The sequence below is a fragment of the Carnobacterium sp. genome (genome assembly GCF_040274945.1).
In the GTDB taxonomy this organism is placed as follows: domain Bacteria; phylum Bacillota; class Bacilli; order Lactobacillales; family Carnobacteriaceae; genus Carnobacterium_B.
Window position 1 is genome coordinate 50,164 of sequence record NZ_JBEMAR010000008.1, and the last position, 23,038, is coordinate 73,201.

Sequence of the window (23,038 nt, forward strand, 5' to 3'; positions counted from 1 at the left end):
ATATAATTTTAGCCACACTGTATTTAAACGAGTGTGGCTAAAAGATTCTAATTTGTAACCGTAGTTTTTGGTGCATATTGGAATACAGTAACTTTATCACTTAATCGTGACATTTTATGTGAACCAACTTGTAAACTTTCTACGATTGCCCCTTGATTAATGATGAATTTTTGATTTGAGAATGAAGCCACTTCTTTACCACCATCAATAAAGCTTAACGCATTATTACTTAATAGCATTTTCATTGTACTTCCTTCTTCTGCAATCTCAAATCCTTCTTCGCCTAGGCGCATATGAGTTTTAACAAAATCAAAGGCTGCAACTTGTTCGCCTAACTCAAAGATTAAACCTTCAACTCTAGCTTGAAGTGCTAGTAAATCAGCTTCGTGTTGTCCACCTTCCCCAACAAAGCCTTCATAACTTTGTTGTAGGTTATCAGCCATATCTTTTAAGTCTTGTAACTCTTGAGCATCAGCTTTACTATCTATAACTTCATTCATATGATCTTGAGAATCATTAAATGTTTCATCGTCAACCTTAGTGTCTAACCCTAAGTCAGTTCGTGCTTGAGTATATTCTGGATTAACGCTCCATACAAAATCGCCTGGGTTCATACTATCTTTAGATCCTATTCCTATATATTGAGGAATTTCTGATAGTAAATCTCCATCAACTGGAGCAGGTGTCCAAATTGTTTCCTTATCATTTGATTTTTCTATTTTTGCGTGCCATATAATAAACTCTTGGGTTACTGTAGCATTTGCTCTATACAAAACAAATTGTTTTGCAGCAGAACCTGCAGCATTACCAGAAGGATTAAAAACAACTTTTTTAGTTTCGCCAGGATATACATCAATAGCTTGACCCAAATTATTGTTAAATCTAATATAAGACGTACCCAAGTTTTTAACGTAAATGCTGTGGACATAAGTAGCTCCTGCATCAACTAATCCTCCTGCAGGTAGTGTACCAGCAACAGTAGCGTGAGTTCCTCCAGATACAGTATGTTTAACCGCATCTGTTGCGCCCCATTCTGGAACAGAAACGTTTTCTTCGATGGTAACAACAGTTCCTTGATAGGTATTAATCTTAGGCGATCTTGAGTTTAAAAGCTCATTTTCATTTGGATAACGGTCCGTAAAATCTATCATTCCATTAGGGTCATTAGCCCATCTCTTGACGGTTATCTTAGCTTTAGGATTTTCATACCATGTATAACTTTTTGGATCTGTACTGTTGATTGCAGAATATCCAATATAAGGCATTTCAGATAATCCATTATCATTTGGTGAAACTAAATAAATTGTGGAAGAAGTTCCTTCTTCAACCTTAATTTTAGCTGACTTAACTAATGATTCTGTTAGCACTGGTGGAGTTGAAGCCCCAGGAATAATAGAAAATCTCATATAATTATACCCTGTTGGAATAGCAGGAACAGCATTTGTTAAGGCGTTAGTCGCTCCGGCTTCATTAGGAGTTTCCCATGCTGTATTAGCAGAATTTAATCTTTTATCAGATGTAGCTTCGCCATAATTTTTATAAAGGAACACAGCAAAGTTGTAGGCTTTATCTCCCCATACTTTAAAAGAATATCTCTTTCCTGGCTCAACTTTAATATAATCAGAAGTTCCTCTATAAACACTATCTGTAAGACCTCCAAAGCTAGTTCCGTTCCAAGACACATGTTTCCCATATATAAAATTCTTCATTGAGAATAAGTTTGTATTAGGATATTTTTGTAAAAAGTCTGTTGTACCATCTGGACTAGTTGACCAAGCTGTGTATAACTGAGCATCTTCTAACGCTGGTTGCCAATCAAGAGCTTTGTTCCCTTGTGATAACATTATCCAATAGCCATTTGATAAGTCGTATTCTCTCATACCAACTTTTAAAATTCCATCAGCATCTGAAGTTAATGTTCTAGGTCGTCCTTTTGATACGCCATTAGAGTTAGAAGATATAACATCTGTTCCCTTGAAGAAGAATACATCGTATAAGCCTGCTCTATCTGGAATATTAGTTGATAAAGTATATTGCGTATTAGGCTCTACCTTAATATCCATATATGGAACCGCACTAGATGTTAAAGGAGGTTTTGTATTCCATGCTTTAACAGAAAAATAATTTCGGTTTCCTAGCTCAAGTCCGTTCACATCTTCAATTATTGGAACATTAGTCTCGTCTAATAACGCTGTTGTAGCACCTGCTTGATATACTCTTGCTCTAACAAAATTTACATTTGATGGAATTGTATAAGTATAAGATGTACTATCAGCAGTTGCCGTATATCTATTTGTCCATATGACTCCATCGGCTGAAGTGAAGATCACAAACCTACCTGAATAAGGAACACTATCTTCTAACCCTTTTTTAGTAAAAGCACTAAATGTGATAGTAGTAGGACTCAATAGACCCGTCATAGATTTTTTAATAACATTCACACTAGGGGTTATCCAATAACTTGATGCACTTTCACCTTCATCACCTAAAATCCTTTGCCATGTATATTTTGTAGGATCTTCACTATCAATCAATTCATTATCAGTATAGGTACCAGCATAAGTTGGGTAAGCGTCTGCAAAACTTTCGCTAGGCGTTGGCGTATAAATTGTCGATGAATTATTATGCTCCAGTTTAGGTTTACTAACTGTTATAGATACAGTTGTTGGTACATCATCGTATCTCATTTGTATCAAAGTTACCGTAGCACTATCAATAAGTGCTTGTGTTACGGTTCCTGTAAAGCTAACCCTTACTGTTTCAGCTTTAGTAATCTTATAATATGAACCCATACCAACATAAGGGTTCATATGTGTTTGAGTGCGGAACTGGCCCGCAAAACCACTACCTGAGATAGTCACGTCACAAGAAAAAGTGAATGTATCTCCTACTTTCATATCCGCCCATAGGGTGTTGAATGGTGTTGTTTTCAGGATGTAATTTGTTCTTGCGTCTGTTTGATTTGATTGTGCCATTCCCACTATTGTAGCGGTATTAGTTGTTGTTCTTAATAAATTTTCATTAGGATATGATGTGGTAAATCTATCCTTGCCATCTGCGCTCCACGCATAAGCCCAGTGAATATAAGTTGGTTTACCATCTGGTCCTGGAGGTCCTTGTATCCCTTGATTACCTTGATCTCCTTTATCTCCTGTTGCTCCATCTTTTACTTTAATAATACTAATCGTATCAGTTAAAGACCCAAGAGTGGCAGTAATAGCAATAGTTGTCCATTGAGAATTGGTCCATTGACTCGGTAGCAATGTTCTATCATTCCCTGTGCCACCTAATGTAATAGCTGTTTGTGCCACATTACCAATGTACGGAATTGCTACAAAAGTAGCTGTTCCAGAAGCATTTTGTAACTTAGCGCTAATCGTAATAGCTTGAGTTGTTTTTGGTTTATCGTCTTTATCAAAAGCTTGAATTTGTGAAGAAGCTGTTAAGTAGAGTAATTGTGCGTCTTTACCATCAGCACCCATCTTACCTACTGAATAACTTACGCTAGTTGTTGCATTTGTATAAGTAAGTGTAGTACGAGTCCACAAATATTCATTAGCTGCAACAGTTGGAATAGTTGCTGTCCATGCTCCAGTTGGAGCTACCGTACCACTTGTTGATTTTTGGTAGTCAACATCAGATCTTGAAATACCTAGTCCAGTAACACCACTACGGGCAACACTATATGTGCTACTTGTTGTATTATCTGTATAGGTAAACAAAGTTCTTGTCCATAAATATTCCCCTGCATTTACTGTTGGAATAGTAGTAACCCAAGTTCCTGTTGGAATTACGGTTCCACTAGTAGATTTTTGATAAGTTACTTCTGTTTTAGAAATACCCCTACCATCATCACCCTTAATCAATGCCCAAGAATATTTTGTATAGTCTGTTGGCGCATTATTATCAGCTGTAATTGCTACCCCAATATATTTTGTTTCAGGAGTAGGGTTGGCTGTCATATTCGATCCATCTTCATTCGGAGAATATCTAAGCCAAGTATAACTTGAAGTACCCGACGTACCTACAAAACGTCCCCATGAATAGTCTGATGGATTTGTTGGGGCAGTTTCACTGTTGCTTGTTACAATACCAATATATTTTGTATCGGCTTGTATATCAGCCGTCATATTAGAGCCATCTGCATTAGCAGAATACATAATATGAACAAACTGATTTTTACCATCAATTAATTTCCCTAAACCAAGGGAATTTGAACCTACCAATTGTGCCATAAGATTCTCTCCTTTTACTCGTCTTTTTTGAAAACATTTACAACTAATGCAACACCAGCATTATCTGGAACTTCACTTGCACTTACTGTAATAGTTTTTCCTCGTTTAGGCCAGTCTCCATTAAATAAACTAGCTCTCATTTGTTGATTAGTTATAGACCAAACTATATCGTAATATAATTCTGGATCTTCAACTAATTCCTGTCCTAAATAAATATCAGCTGTATAAGTATTCGTTGACCCGTCCCTAAATAAACCTGAACCAATAATAACAGGATTAATTGCATCCAAGAGGTCAGCAAAACTAATTACGGCTGTTTCATAAGTTTTTGCTTTATAAGTAACTGTTGCCTTTATATGAAGCGTGCCATCTATCGTTTCTCTAAGAATAGCGATTGTGTTTAGATTAGCTGATAAAGGAATTTCCGTCCATGATGTTGTATTACTAGAAGAATACCAAGTAATAGTATCTGGAGTTAATAAAATATTTCCTTGTCGTAGAACAGCTGTCGCCGATAAATCAGTTCCCTCATTCTTAATTACCGTTCCTTTTGGGGCTAAGATTTGTGCTAGAATAGGAGTTTCTCCATCTTGAACACAAGAAAAATCAATTTCAATAATATTATCAACATCTACTTGATAATCGGGATTATAATATCTCACAACTGCTTTCATTTTCATTGATGGGATAGTAGTTGTATTCATTAAATTCTTTTTAATGGTTAATTTATCATTGCCAATTACAAAACGACTATCTGAAGCAGTCAATTCTTCGTCGTTATAATACCATGTAAATACAGAATCTAATGTAACATCTTCTCCATTATAAATTGCTGTGATAGCAATTTGTTGATTAGTTACTGTATAATCAGGTTTGAAAGTTCCAGTCTCTGGGTTATATACCTGAACTTTATTTCTTGTTGTAGTAGCACTTAAAGAAACATTTCCTATATCGTTTAAATCTACAATAGTAACAATATCTCTAGCTACAATAGCTTGGTCTATTTGAATAGAAACTTGAAAGATTTGTTTTCCATCAACATCATCTTGGTTAACAGCAATACTTTTGCCAGTTCTAGTCCAACCAGCAATTTCTTCTCCCATTCCATTCAATTTTTTCCATATAATATTAGTGTCACCTATAATATCAGTTACAATATTCTTACCTCTCATAACGACAGCTGTAAGAGTTGTCTCAATAACTCCGTTCTTAAAAGACTCTCCATTAGAAGAAAAAATATCTACTTTATAGGTAAGTTCTTCTCGTAATGCTGCTTGAATTGCTAATCGAATATCTTTATCAAGATTTAAATAGCCCGTAACAGCGTTTCTGAAGGCTTCTCCATCAATAGGGGTTGATTCCTCCATGTTGGCTAAAATCGTTGTGAAAAGAATGCTCAATGCGTTAAAAGACTGCTCTAGTTCACTTGTGTCTATTTCTTCTGCATAAGGACTAACTAATTGCATAACCTCATTGTAGGATTTTACAATGTTTTCCCATTGCATTTGTAAAGTTTGTTTTTCTACTGGACTAATTACATTATCGGACGTCAAATTTTGTATCTCATTAATTATGTCTTGTAATAATGCCAGGTCTTGTTCAGATAAACCTTCTCCGTTAAAGGTAAATGTTGGTGTTCTATTGTTTGTTTTACCTAAGATAAACTTAGTTTTATTTAATCCACTTGGAAGAAGTATAAATACTTCATCACCTTTATTATAAAGACCTCCTAGACTTGAGGCTGTTATTTCTGTATTTAAATAAGAAATACTATATGAATCACTGTTATTTAAGCGTTCAATAATATTTCCTACAATAACTCCAGGAGTGTCCAGTTCGCTAATTTTCTTTTCTGCGATTAACTCCATAGATTTAAATAAGTCTTGGACAATTTTATCTTGATCCATTTATTTCCACTCCTTTTACTCTCTCGTCTTTTCTCTTTAGAAAATAAAAAGGGCAAGAACAAATAGTTATCGTTCCGCCCTTTTTTGATTCTATTTTTTACCGATAAAAGTGGAAGCTTTCCCAAACAATCCTTGGAATGCAGCTTCAATTTCTGAAGAGCTATTCGCATTAGGGAAATCAGCATGGATAGTAATCGGTTGAGTAATATTACTATTATCAATACGATTATTATTTACTGTTTCATTCACTTTATTTATCGTGCTCGCTGCACTTAGTTTAGCATTTTGAAGCTTTTCTGTCAAGTTACGTTGTAATTTAACAGCTTCTAATAAATTAGAAGTATCATATTTATTTAGTACAAGTTCCTTTTCATGTAAGATAGCCATTCTACCAGTCGAATTATTTGTTGAATTATCCCATGTACCAGTGTAACCACCAGTATCAAAAGATGCTCCCTTAGAAGCTTTCCCAACTTTATTTCCGGCTGTTGCTCCAGCTACACCTGTTGCTTGACCTAAGAAGTTTTCCATTCCTGGGAGCTTAGACAATGATTTGATTAAGTCTTCCGTAGAAGATTTAGTTTTATCAATGTTTTTTCTCCAAGTATCATATTTGGCAGCATTGTTTTTAGCAACATTACCAGCTGACTCAACGTCTTTAACTCCTTGTTTTGTCTTTTTATCGCTGTAAGCAATGACTCTTTGGCGAGCTTCTTCTGCCCTTTCACCCATATATTTATATTTGCCAGCAGTAGTGTTTACTGTTGAACTTAATGAGCTAGTTAATTTAGTTGTTGTTTTAATAGAAGGTTGCAGTTTATTATTTTGTTCGTTTTTAACTTTTACAAATGAACCAAATAATCCACCATTACCACTACCAATCAACATTTTTTCTAAATTCTTAACAGAAGTTGAAGTGTTATCTGATGCTTTTTTGGTTTTAACCATTGCATCAGTTTGGTTTTTAATTGATTGCGTTACATTTTTAGAAGATTGATTTGTTTGATTCAGCAAGTTATTTAATGTACCAGTCGTAGTATTATACTGATTCAGAACTTTGTTAGCTTCTGTCATGTATTTTTTATAAGCTTCGCCTAGTTGAGAAACATTATCTTTTGCTGTTGAAGACCATTTATTAGAAGCATCTGTTAAAGCATCTGTAATTGTTTTATTATCCCCTAGAACAACCTCCATAATACCATCCATTGCTTTTTTGACTTCTTCCGCACTTGCCCCAATAGAGCCAGCGAATTTATCGTAGTTGCCGCTTAGGATATCTTGGTAAGTAAGTGAGCCATCTTGTAGCGCTCCGAATACTTGTTCCATAAGTTTTTGACTAACCCCTAGTTGGTCGGCAGAAATGCTTCCTTGTCCAAACATATCCATGATATTTTTGAACCCATCTTTGCCTACATTTTGCATCCATTTATCAACAATCGCTTGTTGAGCATCAATTTCAGCTTGTGTGCCAGCTAATAGTTTATCTAATTCTTTTTTATAATCTTCTGGAGATAATCCTTTACTTTCTAATTCTTTTAATTTAGCTTGGTAGTTTTGGATAATCTCAAAAATCTTTTTAGAAGCTTCTTGGACTTTCTTAGAATCAAACTCATACAAATCATTTTTTGCTTCATTTAATTCATCTAATGCTTTTTGAGTATCATCAGTTTCCTGACGTACATACTCATATGACATATTACCATTCTCGTCACGAACTAATTGAGCAATACGAGAAGCATTTTGGCGATCTTGCAATGCAAGTTCTTTTTGCTTAATTTCATATAGTTTTAAAGCTCTTTCGTATTCGCTTTGTGAAACTTGATCTTGCTCCAATAGGCTAACAAGTTCTTCGTCTCTATATTTCGCTAATTCTGCTGCCCTGGTAGGATCATTAGTCTTAGCTATCTCCTCATTAATAGATTTGATTTTATTTCCGATTACAGTAATCTTATCGTAAGTACTCATGAACTCATTTGATTTATCAATTAATTTATCGAAATCATCAACGGCTCCATCTAGTCCCCAGACACCAAATAAATTATTAAATTTATCGAATACACTGTTAGAAAAATCTTCAAATTTAGCTTTTAATAAATCGATTTTAGCTACCAAGTTGTTATCGATTGCTTCTCCCATTTCAATAATTTGGTCGTTTGCGTCCTTCCAAGCATCTGTTCCTTTTTCAAGGGTGTCTCTATATTTAATAAGTGCTCGTTGACTATTTTGTAGATGTTTTAATTGAGCTTCTAAAGCTTTATTTTGCGTATCATAAAGCTTTTCAATTTGACCGAAGTTTTTGTTTCCATATAAATCTTTTAATTTATCAATCATAGTTTGAGACTTGTCGATAATTCTATCATAACCATCAGTAACTTCATCGATTTGATCAATCGTTTGTGAAATGAAGTCTTGTTGGATTTCTGCCATTTCTTTATAGGCGCTTCTGGCGTCGCCTACTGCTGCTAACAAGTCTTTTTGATATTGTTGTAATAGTTCTTCTCTATCAGAATCAGTTAAGGCAGGATTCTTGCGAACCTCGTCCATAGCTTTTTGTAATAGAGCAATTTCATTTAATGAAGTTCTTGCTTGTCTAGCAGTATAATCCATCTTTTCATCAAGCGTTCCAAATGTATCTTGCATTTCTTTAACAACGTCTAATACTTCACGTTGCATTGAATAGCGATCAACTTTAATTTGGACTGCATATTCTACTTTCTCACGAGCAATTTGAGAGAAAGTTTGTTTAGCTTCTTCAATAGCTTTTTTCTTATCTGGAATTAAATCGAATGTTATTTCTGAATAGCGAGAAGCTTCTTCTTGTAGAGATTGAACTGCTGCAATAGCTGCTTCTTTTGCCACACCAGTCTTCTTATTCGCTTCATTCTGTAAAGCCGTAAGTCTTTCATTAAGGTTTCTTACTTCGCCCTGTTTATCAAATGTGAAACCATAACCAGATAAGTGTTTTTTAATATCAGCTTGTTCTTGTGAAAGAGCCGCCGAATGCTGTTTAAGAAGGTTAGTTTGTTTTACCAACATCTCTTGCTCTTGGGTCATAAGTCTTAACTTATCTTCGCCGTAAGCTGCATCTTTTTTCTTACCTAATGCGTCGTATTGGTCTTGAATCTTTTTAAGAGCATTTTCTAATTTATAATATTGGTTTAGAGTAAGACGTAGATTTTCAACTTCATCTTCATCTTCTTTATCTCCACCACCACCGCCAGTGTCTCCACCGCCGTCGCCTTCATCTTCATCTTTAGTAAATCCTGTTGCTCCTAGTCCAGCAGTAACATATTTACCAAAATTATCCTTAAATAGATCTGTGTTATCTCCAGTTCCTCTATCTTCGAGAATTTGTTGAATTAGGCTTTCTCGCTCTTCTTGTTCTTTACGTTGTTCTTCTTGGATATTTTTGATATATTTATCGGCATATGTGCTAGAGTTCTCAGTAAATTTCTCACCAGCAGCATCGATTGCATTTAAACTAGTTGAAATCTCAGGGAAAACAAAAGCTAATACATCTTTTACTGGTCCTGGAATTTTATCCAAGAAACCATTTAAATAATCAAGTGCTTCTGCAACTAATCCTTTAAAGGCATTCATAATACCATCAAATATTTCAAGAATACTTACGTTAAGTTTTTGCCATACAGTTAATGTGCCATCGCTCCAAATGCCATTTAATGTAGTTAAATTGGCATAAGTTTTTTGAGCACCCTGTACAACTGCTTCGTCTGCTACTTGATTATCACTAACTCGTTGAGCTGCCAATACTCTTAACTGTGAAGTTGTTGCTTGTTCTAGCATAATTTTTGCTTCAGCAAGAGTTGAAGCCGAACCTAATTGAATACCTAAAGATTCTTCTGCTAGTTGAATTTGACTCGCGTTTCTAACTTTCCAGTCTTCGTAGTAGGCTTCATTATTCATCATCATACCTGTGATAGCTGATGTTTGAACGTCTTGTAGACTTCTTAGCGAATCTTTCGCACTAACTGTTCCACTTTCAATTCCTTTAGCTATTTCAGGTGCAAATTGAGATAATTGTTTTAGAGCTGAGTCAGATACTCCATCTTTTAAAATGTCTTTGATAGCGTCAATAGATTGCTCTTGTTTACCGATTTCTTCTAGGGCTTGTTTATAACCATCTGCAGTTTGAGAAGCTTTTTCGAAATCTTTAGCAACTTCTTCTAGGTTATTAGAATAATCTTCATCAAGGTTCCCACGAAGTTTTTCTAATTCTCTGTTGTATACTTCGATTTCGCTATTTAGCATTCCCATTTCACTAGGAAGGTTATTTTTTAGGAAACCAATGATTCCACCTTGTTTTTTAATCTTAGTTCCTTCTGCTTCTAGTTCTATAATTTTATCAGTCGTATCATTAATTTGTTCTTGAACATCTTTCGATACTTGTGTGAATGAAGAAATATTGCTTAGTGTAATTCCTTCTAACCAACCAGTTACGTCACCTTTTTCATCCATTGAACGACCTAAGTCTTCAATAGAATTTTGTAATTCGTAAATAGCTGATTTAGCGAAACTAGAACTATCTGCAATTTTACCTAAGAATTTATCGGCTTTTTCTTCGCCTTGAAGTTTAGCAATTTCATAATATTTATCATAAATCATTTCAAGGTTAGTCATAGCTGCTTCTGCAGAACCACTATCACCATTAGAAATCATTTTAGTTAAAGAATCTGAATCTACGATACTAGAACTGAACTCCTTGATTTTATCAGTAGAAATTCCTAATTCTTCATTAATTTTTCTTAACTGAGTATTAGATTGATAAAATGGTTGGATAATGTTTGTATTAATTAATTCTTTTGAATCAGTAATAGTTTTTTGATATTCAGAAATTTTATTATTTAAATCAGTAATTTCTGATAATGAACTTGTTATTCCCTTTTCATCATTTTTTGCTTGGCTTTCTTTAAGGTTCTTTTGAGCTTCAACCATCTGTTTATTTAACTCAATTAAACCAAGTTGACTATCTTCAATATCTGCCGAATATTGAGTCATGAAACCTTCTCGATTATTTGCTAAGATACCAGCAGTATCATCAACAACTTTTCTTTGAGCCTCTACTAAATCTTCGTAATTTTGAGTTAAGTCAATAATAGCTTGACCTTCTTCATTATAATACTTAACTAAATCAGGTCTAACTTCAGCTATTTTTTCAGCCATATTTAAGTATTCTTCTAATGATTCTGTATCAACATCATCACTAGCTAAGAATGAAGCTGCATCGATACCTTGGAATTGAGTATAAACTTCTTGTAGGCCTTCTAGGTTTTTAAGTTGAGCATTCGTACTTTCACTCATAGACATGTAGCTTCGAATCAATTCGTCATTTTTTTCTTTAGCAATCTCTGCCTTATCAGAGAAAATATCCATATGATCTACGATCATAGATAATGCTAATGTGATACCACCTGCTGCTTTAGCCCATAGTCCTGGAGCAAACATTAACATACTTCCTACAGATTGTAATGAAGAAATAACTCCATCTTGAACACTAATTTGATCTTTTTGAACAGCATTAACTGTTGCTAAGATTGGAACTAATGTACTATAAGCAAGAGATAAACCTTGTGTAGCTTTAGTAGCTAATTCTGTTTTAGCAGAAGCATTTCTATAACCTTCTAAAGTTTTTTCTCCAAGAGCAACGGTCTGTTTCATTTCTTCGATGCTGCCTGGCGCCGCAGTAATATTTCTTCTTACTACATTTTCACTGGCTTGAACTTTTTGTTGTTCATAAGCTAATCGTAATTCTTCTCCTTTAGCTTTAACTGCATCGCGTTTTTTCTGTAAATCCTGATCAGTTAATTGGACAATTTGTTTTTGAGATTTAGCAATTTCTTTGTTTACTTGATCAATGAATTTTGAATCTAAACCAGTTTCTTTTAATACTTCGCCCCATTCATTAACATCTCTAAGAATTACTTTAACTTGAGCAGCTGTTTCATCAGTCAAGTTATCCAGTAAATTTTGTTGATTGGTTGTATCTAACAATGAAGCATTTAATGAAGAAATTGTATTTTTTTCACCTTGTTTAGCATTCAATGCTTGTTCTGCTAAAGCTAGGCGTTTTGCTTCAATTTGTAAAGTTTGTTCTGTTGCTTGTAAAGTTTCATTCGCCGCATATAATCTACCTTGTTCTTGTTCTAGCTCTTCGGTAAACTTAGCATTTTGGATACCTTTAGTACCACCACGACCTAGGGCTTCACGAGCTTTAGTTTGAACTTCTTTTTCAAATTGTTCTGGAGCCAAATCTGCTGCACGAATTTTTTCGTTCAATAAATCAATTTCTTGAACTAATTCTCTGAAGTTTCCACCAGCTTCTTGTCCTAAGTTGTTCATAATTTTATTAATTTCGGAAGCTGCTTTAACTTGACGTTCTAATTCTTGAGTATTTTTACCTTCGGCAACACCAATTTCTTGAACGTTTTTAAGTGTGTTTTTAGTAATATCATTTAATTGTTTATTTTGTACTGCCTCTCCTACAAATCGAGAACCAAATAGTTGTCCAAAAATACCAACAACAGGAGCTAAAGCAGTAGCTAAAGTTTGGAATCCTTTTTCTTGAGCGCCAACAATTTTCAATAGGTTTGTAGCATCATCAATAAGACCTTTAAACATATCACTATCAATAATGTTTGTAGAAATAATTTCCCATTGATTGCCAAATTGTTTAGTCTTAGCTTCTAATGAATCCATGTAGATTAATTGTTGTTGTGCAGAAGTTCCTGCCGCACCATACGCCTCATCTAATAATTCATTATAGCGCTCTTGGTTGTTCATAAATGCACGGAATGTTTCGGCTTGGTATTTACCAGCAACAGACTCAGAAACGAGTGATTGCTGTTCCATATTCATTGTGTCCCAACGATCCGCAATATCTTTGAAAATATCCGAAGCTTCTCTTAGTTGTCCATTGTCGAATACTGAAATATCCTCAATACCACCCAATTTGAATGCTTCTTCTACTTTATTTGTAAATTCTTCTAGTTCATCGCCACCGGCTTCACGTAATTGAGTAAATGTTGTTAACATAGACTTGAATGCGTTACCGATAGTTTCTGGAGTACGACGAGTTACCTCAGATACTGTTGCGATCATTGTTGAAATTTCTTCAAACTCAAAACCAACGTCACGAGCAGTATTTGCTGTACGTGTTAAACCAGTTGCGATTTCTGCTAAGTCAGAACCAGAAGCTGCTCCTAATTTAGCTAAAACGTCTGTGATATATGTTGCTGCTTGTCCTCCACGTTCTGATAATAAATCAAAACCATTGATTGTAGCAGTTAAATATTCTGACATTTGAGCAGTTGATTCACGAGAGATATTTGCCGCAGTTACCGTTGCATCTGCTAAATCTTTAGCGTAGTAGGCAGCTACCCCACCTTGTTGTTCGTAAATCAAAGAAGCTTCTAAGTAATCTGAACCCATTGTACCTAGGGCATCAGCCGCTTCTCCAGCGTAATCACGATATTTTTGCATTTCATCATTAGTTTTACCAGACACGATAGAAATATCTGTCATGATTTCATCTAATTCAGTTGCATTGTCAATCGCACTTGAAAGAGCGTTTTGAATACCAGTAATAGCACCAAAAGCTAGGGTTTGTCCCACACCTTGTTGCAAGTTTTGTTTCAAGCTGTCAATTTGACTAGACGTACCCTGAATATCTCTTGTTGCAATCTTAGCAGTTTTAGAGATATTGGAGAAGCCTCCGTTTTGAGCAGCTCTATTTAAGTCTTCAATTTCTTTCGTAGTTCTCTTAGCTTCTTTAGCTGTATCTTTAAAATCTGATTGAACAGACTCTAAGTTTTTAGAGAACGCAGCTTTGAAATCTCCACCTGAAGTACCTAGTTCATCAATGGTTTTTTCTAAAGCTTGTATTTGAATTTTGGCTTTATTAATATCTTCTTCACTAACGTCGATTTTTACACCCTGTGAGACTTCTTCCATCTCTCTTTTAAGTTGTTGCAGGGCTAGTATAGCTTCTTCTTTATTGCTGACTGTAGCTTCGACGTCTATACCAAAACGAAAATCTTCTGCCATTTATCTCTCTCCTTTACTCTCTTAATCTCGAACTGTTACATTTAGTGTTCCAGATACATCTGCTACACTTCCATTTGCTCCCAGAATCGAGTTTATGCTGTTTTTATTTTTAATTTTAGCAAAGATACTTACTTTGCCAGTTAGGTTTCTATAATAGTCTCCTAGACTCATTATTCCATTATTAAATACAATAAAGTCGATCTTATCTACACCACCTGACCCAATCGCCATATCGGCTACCAGGCTTGCTAAGAAAATGTTTATTCCAGAAGTTTTTGCATTAAAATTAGAGTTGCTATTGAAACCGGCAATTAATAATTTTTGTGATTCTTCTGATGTACCAACCATACGTAAATACTGGATAAGACTTGTAGAAAGAAAACTTGTTTGTATTGGTTTACCACTATCGTGTTTTTGATTTTTTAAAGATAGATTTACCTGGAATCCTTGGTTATCTTTATAAGCTACGTCTGTTTTACTTGTACTCATTGAAGTAACTTGTTTCCCTCGGCTATCTTTAATCGTAATACCATCTGCTTGACCTAACATAAAAACTTCTTTAACTAAATCATTCGCTGTGTCATTCAGAGCGTTTGCCACTGCAATTTCAAAAATGATACCTTTGATAGAGCTAATATAGCCACGCATACTATTTTGAATTACTGAATCCAAAGACATTTTATCATTGATAACTCGGTTAGTCTTTTTATTTTTAACCATGTTCCCACCTTTAATAACTGGGGTAGTTAATTGTGTTTTCTTTAGTTTTTTAACATCCATGCCTATTTTTTCCATATTTTCTCTAGTTTTTTCAAGTAACAAGGAGGCTTTTTCAAATGATGTTAAAGCATTTGTACTCATAGCCAGGCCTTTTGGTGTCTGACCAGATATATTAGAAGTTGTTATTTGTTGAGTGTTGGCAAAAGTATCTCCAACAGTTGCCATTAAATTAAGATAATCTTGAGTTGTTTTTTCCCAATTCTTAATATCATTTATAATTGTTTTTAACTGTGCTGAATTTGCATCTGCATCAGCTTTAATTCTTTTTAAATCATCTAATGATTTTTTGGCTCGACCACTAGCCTTTTTAAACTGAACATCCATATTTTCTAAATCTCTCAGGAAATCTTTTTGAGATTCAAAAATATCTTGTTGTATCATACTATCCTCTAAGTATTGTTGAGGAGTTTTGCCGAATCTTGAAGTAAAATCTTTTTCTCTACGATCAGCATAGCTTTCCATAATTCGTTTATGAATATCTCCCCCAAAAGAGAAGACGCTAGATTGTTGTGCGTTATATATTGAGTAGTAGCTTTGCGCCGCAATTTCTGATTCTGTAATTGTACTGTCAGCCATGTAGCCTAGTTCATATAAATTTACTGCCATTTTTTATTCACTCCTTTATAGCAAAAATGAGACAGTCAACCGACCTGTCTCATTTTTCGGTCTCTTTCGAGACAATTTTTTCTGTATCAAGTTCTTCAATTTTTTTTAAGACTTCTGATTGGAAGTCGTCAAATTCTTCCCCAATCTTCTTTGTCTCTTGGAGGTTATTTTCCATGAGCGTAACTAAGCGAGTAATTGCCTCTGTATAATTGGAGATAGTTTTAATTGTTTTATTATTCTGTTCTATATATAAAAGTTGTTGTTCTTGTTGCTTTTCTAAGAATTTATTAACAATCCAAACAATAACCAAGATAGCTAGCACAACCGCTGCAACATCAGATATACCGGACATCGCACTTAGTAACTCAGATAAACTGTCCATTTTCTAACCCCCTATTAGAATAGGTGATTAACTTTCGTCAGCCTTTTTTTCTTCCCCTTCAAAGACCTCAGCTAAGTTTTTAGCAGCAAATTGGTTTAAGACATCTTGCATACCTTCAACTTGTGTTGAGTATCCTGATACCATGATATTTGACATGTCGCCTAATTTTTTAGCGTAATCGTCAATATTATCTAACAATGTTTCATATTCTTCTTCTGGAATATGGGAGATAATTGCCTCGAATACTCCATTAGATTCTAAAGCATCATAAATATCAGCATTTTTTTCTTTTTGCTTTTCAGTAAAAGTAATATTTGTATAAGCGTCAACAATTTCCAAGTTTAAATAAATCTCTAGCAAGTCACTACGTAAAATACGACCTAACATTGAATTTTGTACGACTTTAGAAACCAAACTTAATTTTTCTTTTACTGGAAGATATTGCTTAACCTCGATAGTTTGTCCACCGAAATCAAAGCTGCTTACTTCGTCATTCACCTTTAATTTTAGATTTGTAAATTTAACCTGTGCCATAATTGAATCTCTCCTTTGTCTCATTTGTCTTATTACATAAGAAGAAATATAGAATCTTTATAATAAAAAGCCCCAAAAAAATACCACTCCGAAGAGTGGTATAAATTTTATTAGCAATCAGTTGCTTCAACAGGAGCGTCAGCAATTTCCAATGCAAACAATGCTTTACATTTGCGGTTAAATGGAAGATAGTCTGGGAACGCATCAACTGTGAATGGGAATGTACTTGGATCTCCAGTAGGAGCCATAGTAAATGTGAATGCAGAACTGATTTTTCCGTTTGGAATTGTGAATTGAGCTGGGTAGTCACGATTATCTGTCTGACGACGGAATAGTGTATTAGCTTCAATCAAGTAAGTTCCAGCGAATTTACCAGCTGTAACAGTCATAGAAGAACCTGGTTGTAATACGTAGTAGTCTACCATGTAGATCTTACCAGCATCTAAGCCATTTGCTTCTGTGATAGCTTCAGTATCAGTGTCTCCTGCAATAGCAGAAACTAATTGGAATTTTTCTGTAACTCCCATTTCTGCAGGTTCGCCAGCTTTAGAAGTAGCAACTACAGATAATGTAGGAACAGTAGGTTGAGTAGTCAAAGCACCTTTTTGGTTAACTTTGAAACGACGTGTGATTTGTCCATCAGCGTCAAGTTCCATAACGTAGATGTTTCCACGACCTTCATACAAGAAGTTACCAGCTTCGTCTACCATATTAGGATCAGCAGCAGAAACTACTTGACCATTTTCTGGGATTAAGTCAGTTAAATCTAATACAGCTACAGTTGCAGCAGTTTTTTCACCCAAAGCAACTTCACGTTGAACAACTTCTACACGTTTTTGTTGGTGCATTGCCACACGAGAGTTTTCAATTAAGTTAGCTCCAGATAACATTGCAAAACTTTGTGCTGAAATTAAAGCTTCTTCGAATGTAAATGTAACAGTTTTGTCACCTTCCCAAGCGATTAAACGTGGGTTACCACGACCACCTTGGGCGTAAACAGTTGTTGTTGTAGATTCAAGCGTCGAAGTTTTAGCAGAATCAAAGATAAAAACTGGTTCACCTTTTTCAAATTGAGTATTACCAATTTGCATGTCAGCTCTTGCTTTAAAAGTAATATCCACTATCTCACGAACGCCAAATTTTTCATTAGCAGCCATTTGTTTTCCTCCTCTTAATGAGTTTTATTTTTCTGATTGATGGAATAATTCAATTCCCTAATACCACTATAAAAAGACCTCTTCTTATTACACATTTTTGATAGAGCTTATAACGTTTTTGTCCAATCAATAATATCATCAGGGTCTAATCCACCAAACGCACTTGCCCTAATTTGGTTTACAAAACCTAGTAGCAATGAGCTACGTTCGTATTGTATTACCAGTTGGGGATAAGTCATATCCATTACTTCTTGAATTGATAAATTCGAACTAGAAGCTAGGATTGAAGACATATCGGCAAGGGGCGATTCAGTAGAATTAGAGGAGGTCTCTGTGTTTCTTTTCTCTTTTGCCCTTTTGATCTTTTCTGCTATTTCTGAAGCCATTCCATTTGCTGGATTGAACTCTGCACTCTGCTCCTCAGCTGTTTTATAATTTAGAGAAGAAAGAGCAATATCTTTTACTTCAGTAAACATATCTTCTGTAAAATCTATTGGATCTCTTTCAGCTAAAGTTAAATTCAAAGTTGGTACCCAACCGATCTTTCTCAAGTTAGGGAAAATAATATAAAGAAAAGATTCGAAGCTACTTTTTAAATCAGGGAACGCTTGTAGCAAATAAATAAAAACAGAAAAATCAGAAGGATAGGTTATATCTAATTCAAACTCGATTTCACGCTTATCATCTTCTGTAATTTCTAAATCAGGATTTTCTTCCTTAATTCTTGCTTCTTCTGCTTTTAAAATTTCTGATTTAAAATCTTCCTTATCTGCCTTTTGAAATAATGATAAGACAGTGAAGTATTTATCTTCTCCTATTGCAGCAATTTCCCTTATCTTAGGCTGAGTAATTATAGTACCCATTGAGCGAACAGGTATTGGGGTACCAGCTAAGATATGGAGTTTTGCCATTATATCTCACCAACATTGAATAACATTGTATATCCAAGTAATTTTTCGTTGATTTTAATAGGTGCTGCTCCTAGAAAAGCCGTTGGTCCAATTCCTTTCATCTTTGTATCGCTTAACATCCAATCAATTTCATTCATAATATAGTATGGTCTAGCAGTATAATCTTCTAGATTCCATACATCTGTGTTACACAAAACATCAAAAGATATATTATAACTTAGTCCAGTTCCCATTGGGGTAATTGATCCAATACCAATAACAATAAAAGCACCGACTTCATCATCTTTAGGCAATGTAGCTACGGTTCTAATTCTTTTTTGGAATACTTCCGCTCTTTCTGCTGCCGTTACTGGTTTAGCATCTTTCATTACATCTGATGTATATCTTGTGAGTAATTTACAAAGATCGTCATTTCTAGTTATTCTATCTGCAATTATTTGCAAGTTATCTCCTGCTGTTAAGAATCGGTTCTTAGTATATAAAGCAGAAGTCATTTTCTGATTTTCACCATTATATAAACTCATAAATTACACTCTCCTTTAACTCGTCCCTAAATCAGCAAATAGGCTGACTGTTTTAACTGTAATTGTATTAGTCCCAAGAGTAGGTGAATAGGCAGTGATTGTTGCTGTATCTCCAATTTTGGCGCCAATTACAGTCATTTTACCATCTGGAGTAGTTTCGAAGCTCTTAGCTCCTTGGACATCCCACATGATATCTGTTATTACATTTTCTAAATTATCAACTGCATAAAATTCTGTGATAATCTTTTCTCTAATTTTAGAAGGTCCTACGATGCGAACACTATTAGTTTCTGTGATTTCTTCTTCGTTTTTACCAAAGTCAATCTCACCTAAAGGAATAGCATTAATTACATCGTCAACTTCGTTGTTTTTATAATCTTCAATTAGTGTCATACGATAGATACTATCATTACTAATATCATCACGAACCTGAACTTCCCAAGAACGCCCATTAATCATAACACGACTAAATTTTTTGAATGATTTAATAGCTTGTTTATCTTTGGCACCAATCCATATTTCAACTGAATCGTTCTGTCTTTCAATGATAGCGTTACCTTGAGTCTGTTCATACTTTGCTCTTGTTTCGACAGGCCCTTGAATTGCCGCCCATTGTTTTTGAATAACTCCGTTAGAATTTTTCCAAGTTAACATATGAGTAGCTAAACGCATTTCACCACGAAAATATTCATCAATAACTAAATCTTGCCAAGTGATAAGCCATCTTAATTTCAAGCGATCCCATGTAACTGTATTCCCCACTTCAAATCCTAGTCCTTTTGGGGCATTGATTAATTTAGTATCTTTATCCCAATCGTCTTTAGCATTTTTAAGGATTACTTTGTGAAGATCTTTATCTCCTAGTTCCCATACAGAAAATAATTCAGTTCCCTCAGCAGTATTTAATGCTTGGATAAAACTACTTTCTAGTGTATTACCTGGGATAGAGTAACTCATTCTCTTTCTGGCTCTATTTAAGCAGTCCCAAGAGGTGTCGGTATTTAATGGTTTGTCTGGTCCGATGTATTGATCATTGGCAACTTTATCATCATGGACTTGTTTATGTTTGTTTAAGTCTGCCATTTTCATATTACCACTCCTCTAATAGACTAATTACCTCGAAAACTGTTTTTCTATAAAGAAAAAATTCTAGCTCTTTATCTCGTAGACCAGATAGCTTTGCGATTATTGTTAAAGCGATTGCATCTTGAGCGGGAGTTTCTCGATTAAGTCCACCTAATTCAATTAGTAAAGTGTTTAATTGCAACTCCCATTCGCCATTTTCTTCTTTAAGTGGTAGCAGTTTAAATACTTGGTTTTTCTTTTGTTTAATATAAATACTCCAAGGTACTTCGTGTACTTTAAAGCCATTTTCTAATACTTGTTGTTTCATTGGTGCTTCACCTCACCCATCGAAGTCCAAATCTTGCGATATTTGCGAGGCCCAACACCAGATAATGAATCAAAGTTTGCATAGTACATTCCATCTTCATCTGTTTGTCTGCGTCGGTATAGACTTTGTTTGCTATAAAGAACTTTTCTATGTTCTTTAATTAATGAGTCAAGCCGTTGCATGTGTGCAGCTTGTGATGTTTGTTTAAAGTCTGAAGTAGAATATCTCATTTGTGTTAACCGTGTAGATGCTAGTTGGCGTCTATACCATTCATTTAACATTAATTCAGCTAAAATGTCTTCTTCTTCATTGGTTAATACATCTTTAAAAGCCCCTGTTGCAATAGGATTGCCTTCTTCATCAACTCCATCGCTAGTAACTTTATAAGGATCAAATTTGTTGATATTAAAACGGGGATATTTAAACTCTGCCAATGAATCTAAGAAAATAGATTCTATAATTGAGATGGTATCCTCCATTGTTAATTCCATAAACATTTCATCTTGTATTTTATCTAAAAATCTGCAATAGATTCTAAAAAAGCTTGTGCCATTGTATTCGTCCATAATTATCCTTCCTCTCCTATAAAAATAGGCTGGCCGAAGCCAGCCCAGTTATTATCTTATTAAACTCGTCTGCGACGTCCACCAGTAGGTGTTGAGCCACTATCATCGCCTATTGCTTCGGCTTGTCCTGCTCTACGACGACGAGTTCCGCCAGTTGTTTTACCTTGAGCATTCAACCCTTTAATTGAACCGAATCCTAATTCACCAGCTTTTTCATCTTCGGCCATCCATTTTGTAACAGAAATTAAAGCATCTGGATGGATGTTTAACATTTCACCAATTAATTCTCTACGAGAAAAACTATCAACTGAAATTAATTCTTCTTTCATCCATTCAGCGATATAGTGAAGCCCTGCTCCAACACCAAATTCAACTAAATCTTTAAGTTCGTCGTCACTACCTTCACGAACAATGCGAGCTACATCTTCACGAGTATACGCAATCTCTGGAACTTCTTCTGTATCATATGGTAATCCTAATGCTTTACGAACTTCCATATCATCTGTATAAAGATTATCAAAAATAAGTTGTTTACCACCAGCCATTTGAGATAATTGGTATAGTTCATCAAATGAAACACTAATTGCATGAGGTGGTTGTCCATTAACATAAGGACGAAATTGACGTGTTACTGGAGAACCATTTGAAAGTGTAACTGAATAAGATACATTTGCTCTTCCATAATTCTGTAGGGTTACTCTACGATCTCCACTAAGATCTTTGATCCCTAAGAAACTATAATCTACGCTATTTGACATAATAAATCTCTCCTTTTTCTCTTTTGTCAACTTAGTTGTAAATACGTAATTTTAACTTGTACTAAAATGCCCCCAAAAAGAAAAGGTTCTAACAAAAAGTTAGAACCTTGGGAGTTTTTATATTAAACCAGACGAGTATAAGTAGGAACTACTTCTTTGTCTGATGGGTCTACAATGATAACTCCGCCACCTTCAGGCCAGTTATTCAATGCAGTGTTTTCATAGATACAGATTGCTGGATTAGCAAACAATGCAGTACCAATTTTTTTGTAGAAGTGAATCTCTTTAGACCAGTCGTCGTTTTCAACTTCTTTGGTATAAGTTTCACCCTCAAAAGCAATTTTAACAGGTTTGTTTTTGCTTGCTGGTAAGATCCAAGCCATACCTAGAGGCAATGTTACAGCAGAAGCTTCGTTTGATTCATTATAGAATGAATGAGGAAGTACAACTACGTTAACCCCTTTATATGTGCCAAGGTAACCTTTACGAGAGTATTCTTCTTTTTGTCCAACAGTCATCATGTGACCTTCTGGTAAGATTTCTGATGCAAATAAGAATGAAGTAAAGATTGTTGGCGTGTCATAAGCAGCTGATATACCTAGCAAGTTAGCGAAACCACGTGGGTCCCAACCAGCTACCGTACGAATGTTGTTTGCAGGAATCAATGTATCAGATTTCAATGCAACCATGTGACGTAGGATTTGTTTGTAAATTACTTCTTCGTAACCTTCTGTGATGATTTGAATCAATTCAGGGAAGTCGATACGACCTTCTAAAAATTCTTCAAATGAAATCATTACAGCGGCACCGTAAGCAGTAGTCGGCATATCGAATACTTCACGGTCTAGTTTGAACACTTCGTATAGACCAGCAGGGCTGACTTGAGTAACGAAGTTACGTCCACGTACATGTCCTTTAGGACGGTTGAAAGTAATTTTTTCTCCATTTCCTACTGTTTGAATTTCAGCGAAACGATTTAAGCTATCGAACATACGTTTTGGTAGTAAATCATCAACTGTTTCTTCTAATAGTTGGAAGATTAATTCTTTGTTTTTGTTATAAGCACGACGATCGCCGGCTAATAGTTGAAATTGAGCACGTAGCGCATCATTTAACCCTTCTTGAGTAAACTCAGTATCGTTAAACTGAATTTTAGGCTGTTCATTTGTAGCTACGGTAAACATCAAAGTTTTTAAATGTTTGTCAGTAAGTCTTTCCATTCTA

General features: G+C 35.0%; 14 protein-coding genes. All 14 read right to left on the reverse strand.

The genetic code is table 11. The annotated features are described in order from the left end of the window. Positions 1 to 47: 47 nt before the first annotated feature. The gene (locus ABS916_RS09395) at positions 48 to 4,235 is read right to left on the reverse strand and encodes a collagen-like triple helix repeat-containing protein (protein ID WP_350451649.1); all 4,188 of its coding nucleotides are present in this window, start codon (positions 4,233 to 4,235) and stop codon (positions 48 to 50) included. A 14-nt stretch (positions 4,236 to 4,249) separates the two neighbouring features. Then, complete coding sequence (locus tag ABS916_RS09400) at positions 4,250 to 6,142, reverse strand: hypothetical protein (protein WP_350451650.1); 1,893 nt, start codon at positions 6,140 to 6,142, stop codon at positions 4,250 to 4,252. Between the two features lie 90 nt (positions 6,143 to 6,232). Further along, positions 6,233 to 14,203, reverse strand: a complete 7,971-nt coding sequence (locus tag ABS916_RS09405) for a phage tail tape measure protein (protein ID WP_350451651.1) — start codon at positions 14,201 to 14,203, stop codon at positions 6,233 to 6,235. Between the two features lie 21 nt (positions 14,204 to 14,224). After that, positions 14,225 to 15,589 (reverse strand): hypothetical protein, encoded by a 1,365-nt coding sequence (locus ABS916_RS09410; RefSeq protein WP_350451652.1) that lies wholly within the window; start codon positions 15,587 to 15,589, stop codon positions 14,225 to 14,227. Between the two features lie 49 nt (positions 15,590 to 15,638). After that, positions 15,639 to 15,971, reverse strand: a complete 333-nt coding sequence (locus ABS916_RS09415; protein WP_350451653.1) for a hypothetical protein — start codon at positions 15,969 to 15,971, stop codon at positions 15,639 to 15,641. A gap of 27 nt (positions 15,972 to 15,998) precedes the next feature. Continuing rightward, positions 15,999 to 16,505 carry a hypothetical protein gene (locus ABS916_RS09420; protein WP_350451654.1) on the reverse strand — a complete coding sequence of 169 codons (507 nt, stop codon included), beginning with the start codon at positions 16,503 to 16,505 and terminating at the stop codon, positions 15,999 to 16,001. Positions 16,506 to 16,615: 110 nt separating this feature from the next. Further along, positions 16,616 to 17,662 carry a YomU family phage tail tube protein gene (locus tag ABS916_RS09425; RefSeq protein ID WP_350451655.1) on the reverse strand — a complete coding sequence of 349 codons (1,047 nt, stop codon included), beginning with the start codon at positions 17,660 to 17,662 and terminating at the stop codon, positions 16,616 to 16,618. 107 nt (positions 17,663 to 17,769) lie between these two features. Then, complete coding sequence (locus ABS916_RS09430) at positions 17,770 to 18,573, reverse strand: hypothetical protein (RefSeq protein WP_350451656.1); 804 nt, start codon at positions 18,571 to 18,573, stop codon at positions 17,770 to 17,772. Then, positions 18,573 to 19,097, reverse strand: a complete 525-nt coding sequence (locus ABS916_RS09435; RefSeq protein WP_350451657.1) for a YomW family phage-derived protein — start codon at positions 19,095 to 19,097, stop codon at positions 18,573 to 18,575. The genes ABS916_RS09430 and ABS916_RS09435 overlap by 1 nt, the downstream gene beginning before the upstream one ends. A gap of 15 nt (positions 19,098 to 19,112) precedes the next feature. After that, positions 19,113 to 20,186, reverse strand: coding sequence for a hypothetical protein (locus ABS916_RS09440; RefSeq protein ID WP_350451658.1), 1,074 nt, complete (start codon positions 20,184 to 20,186; stop codon positions 19,113 to 19,115). A gap of 1 nt (position 20,187) precedes the next feature. Continuing rightward, positions 20,188 to 20,490 carry a hypothetical protein gene (locus tag ABS916_RS09445; protein ID WP_350451659.1) on the reverse strand — a complete coding sequence of 101 codons (303 nt, stop codon included), beginning with the start codon at positions 20,488 to 20,490 and terminating at the stop codon, positions 20,188 to 20,190. Beyond that, positions 20,487 to 21,056, reverse strand: a complete 570-nt coding sequence (locus ABS916_RS09450) for a hypothetical protein (protein WP_350451660.1) — start codon at positions 21,054 to 21,056, stop codon at positions 20,487 to 20,489. The genes ABS916_RS09445 and ABS916_RS09450 overlap by 4 nt, the downstream gene beginning before the upstream one ends. A 59-nt stretch (positions 21,057 to 21,115) precedes the next feature. Continuing rightward, positions 21,116 to 21,814, reverse strand: coding sequence for a hypothetical protein (locus ABS916_RS09455; protein ID WP_350451661.1), 699 nt, complete (start codon positions 21,812 to 21,814; stop codon positions 21,116 to 21,118). 122 nt (positions 21,815 to 21,936) lie between these two features. Then, positions 21,937 to 23,034 (reverse strand): YonB family capsid-like protein, encoded by a 1,098-nt coding sequence (locus ABS916_RS09460; protein WP_350451662.1) that lies wholly within the window; start codon positions 23,032 to 23,034, stop codon positions 21,937 to 21,939. Between the last annotated feature and the right edge of the window lie 4 nt (positions 23,035 to 23,038).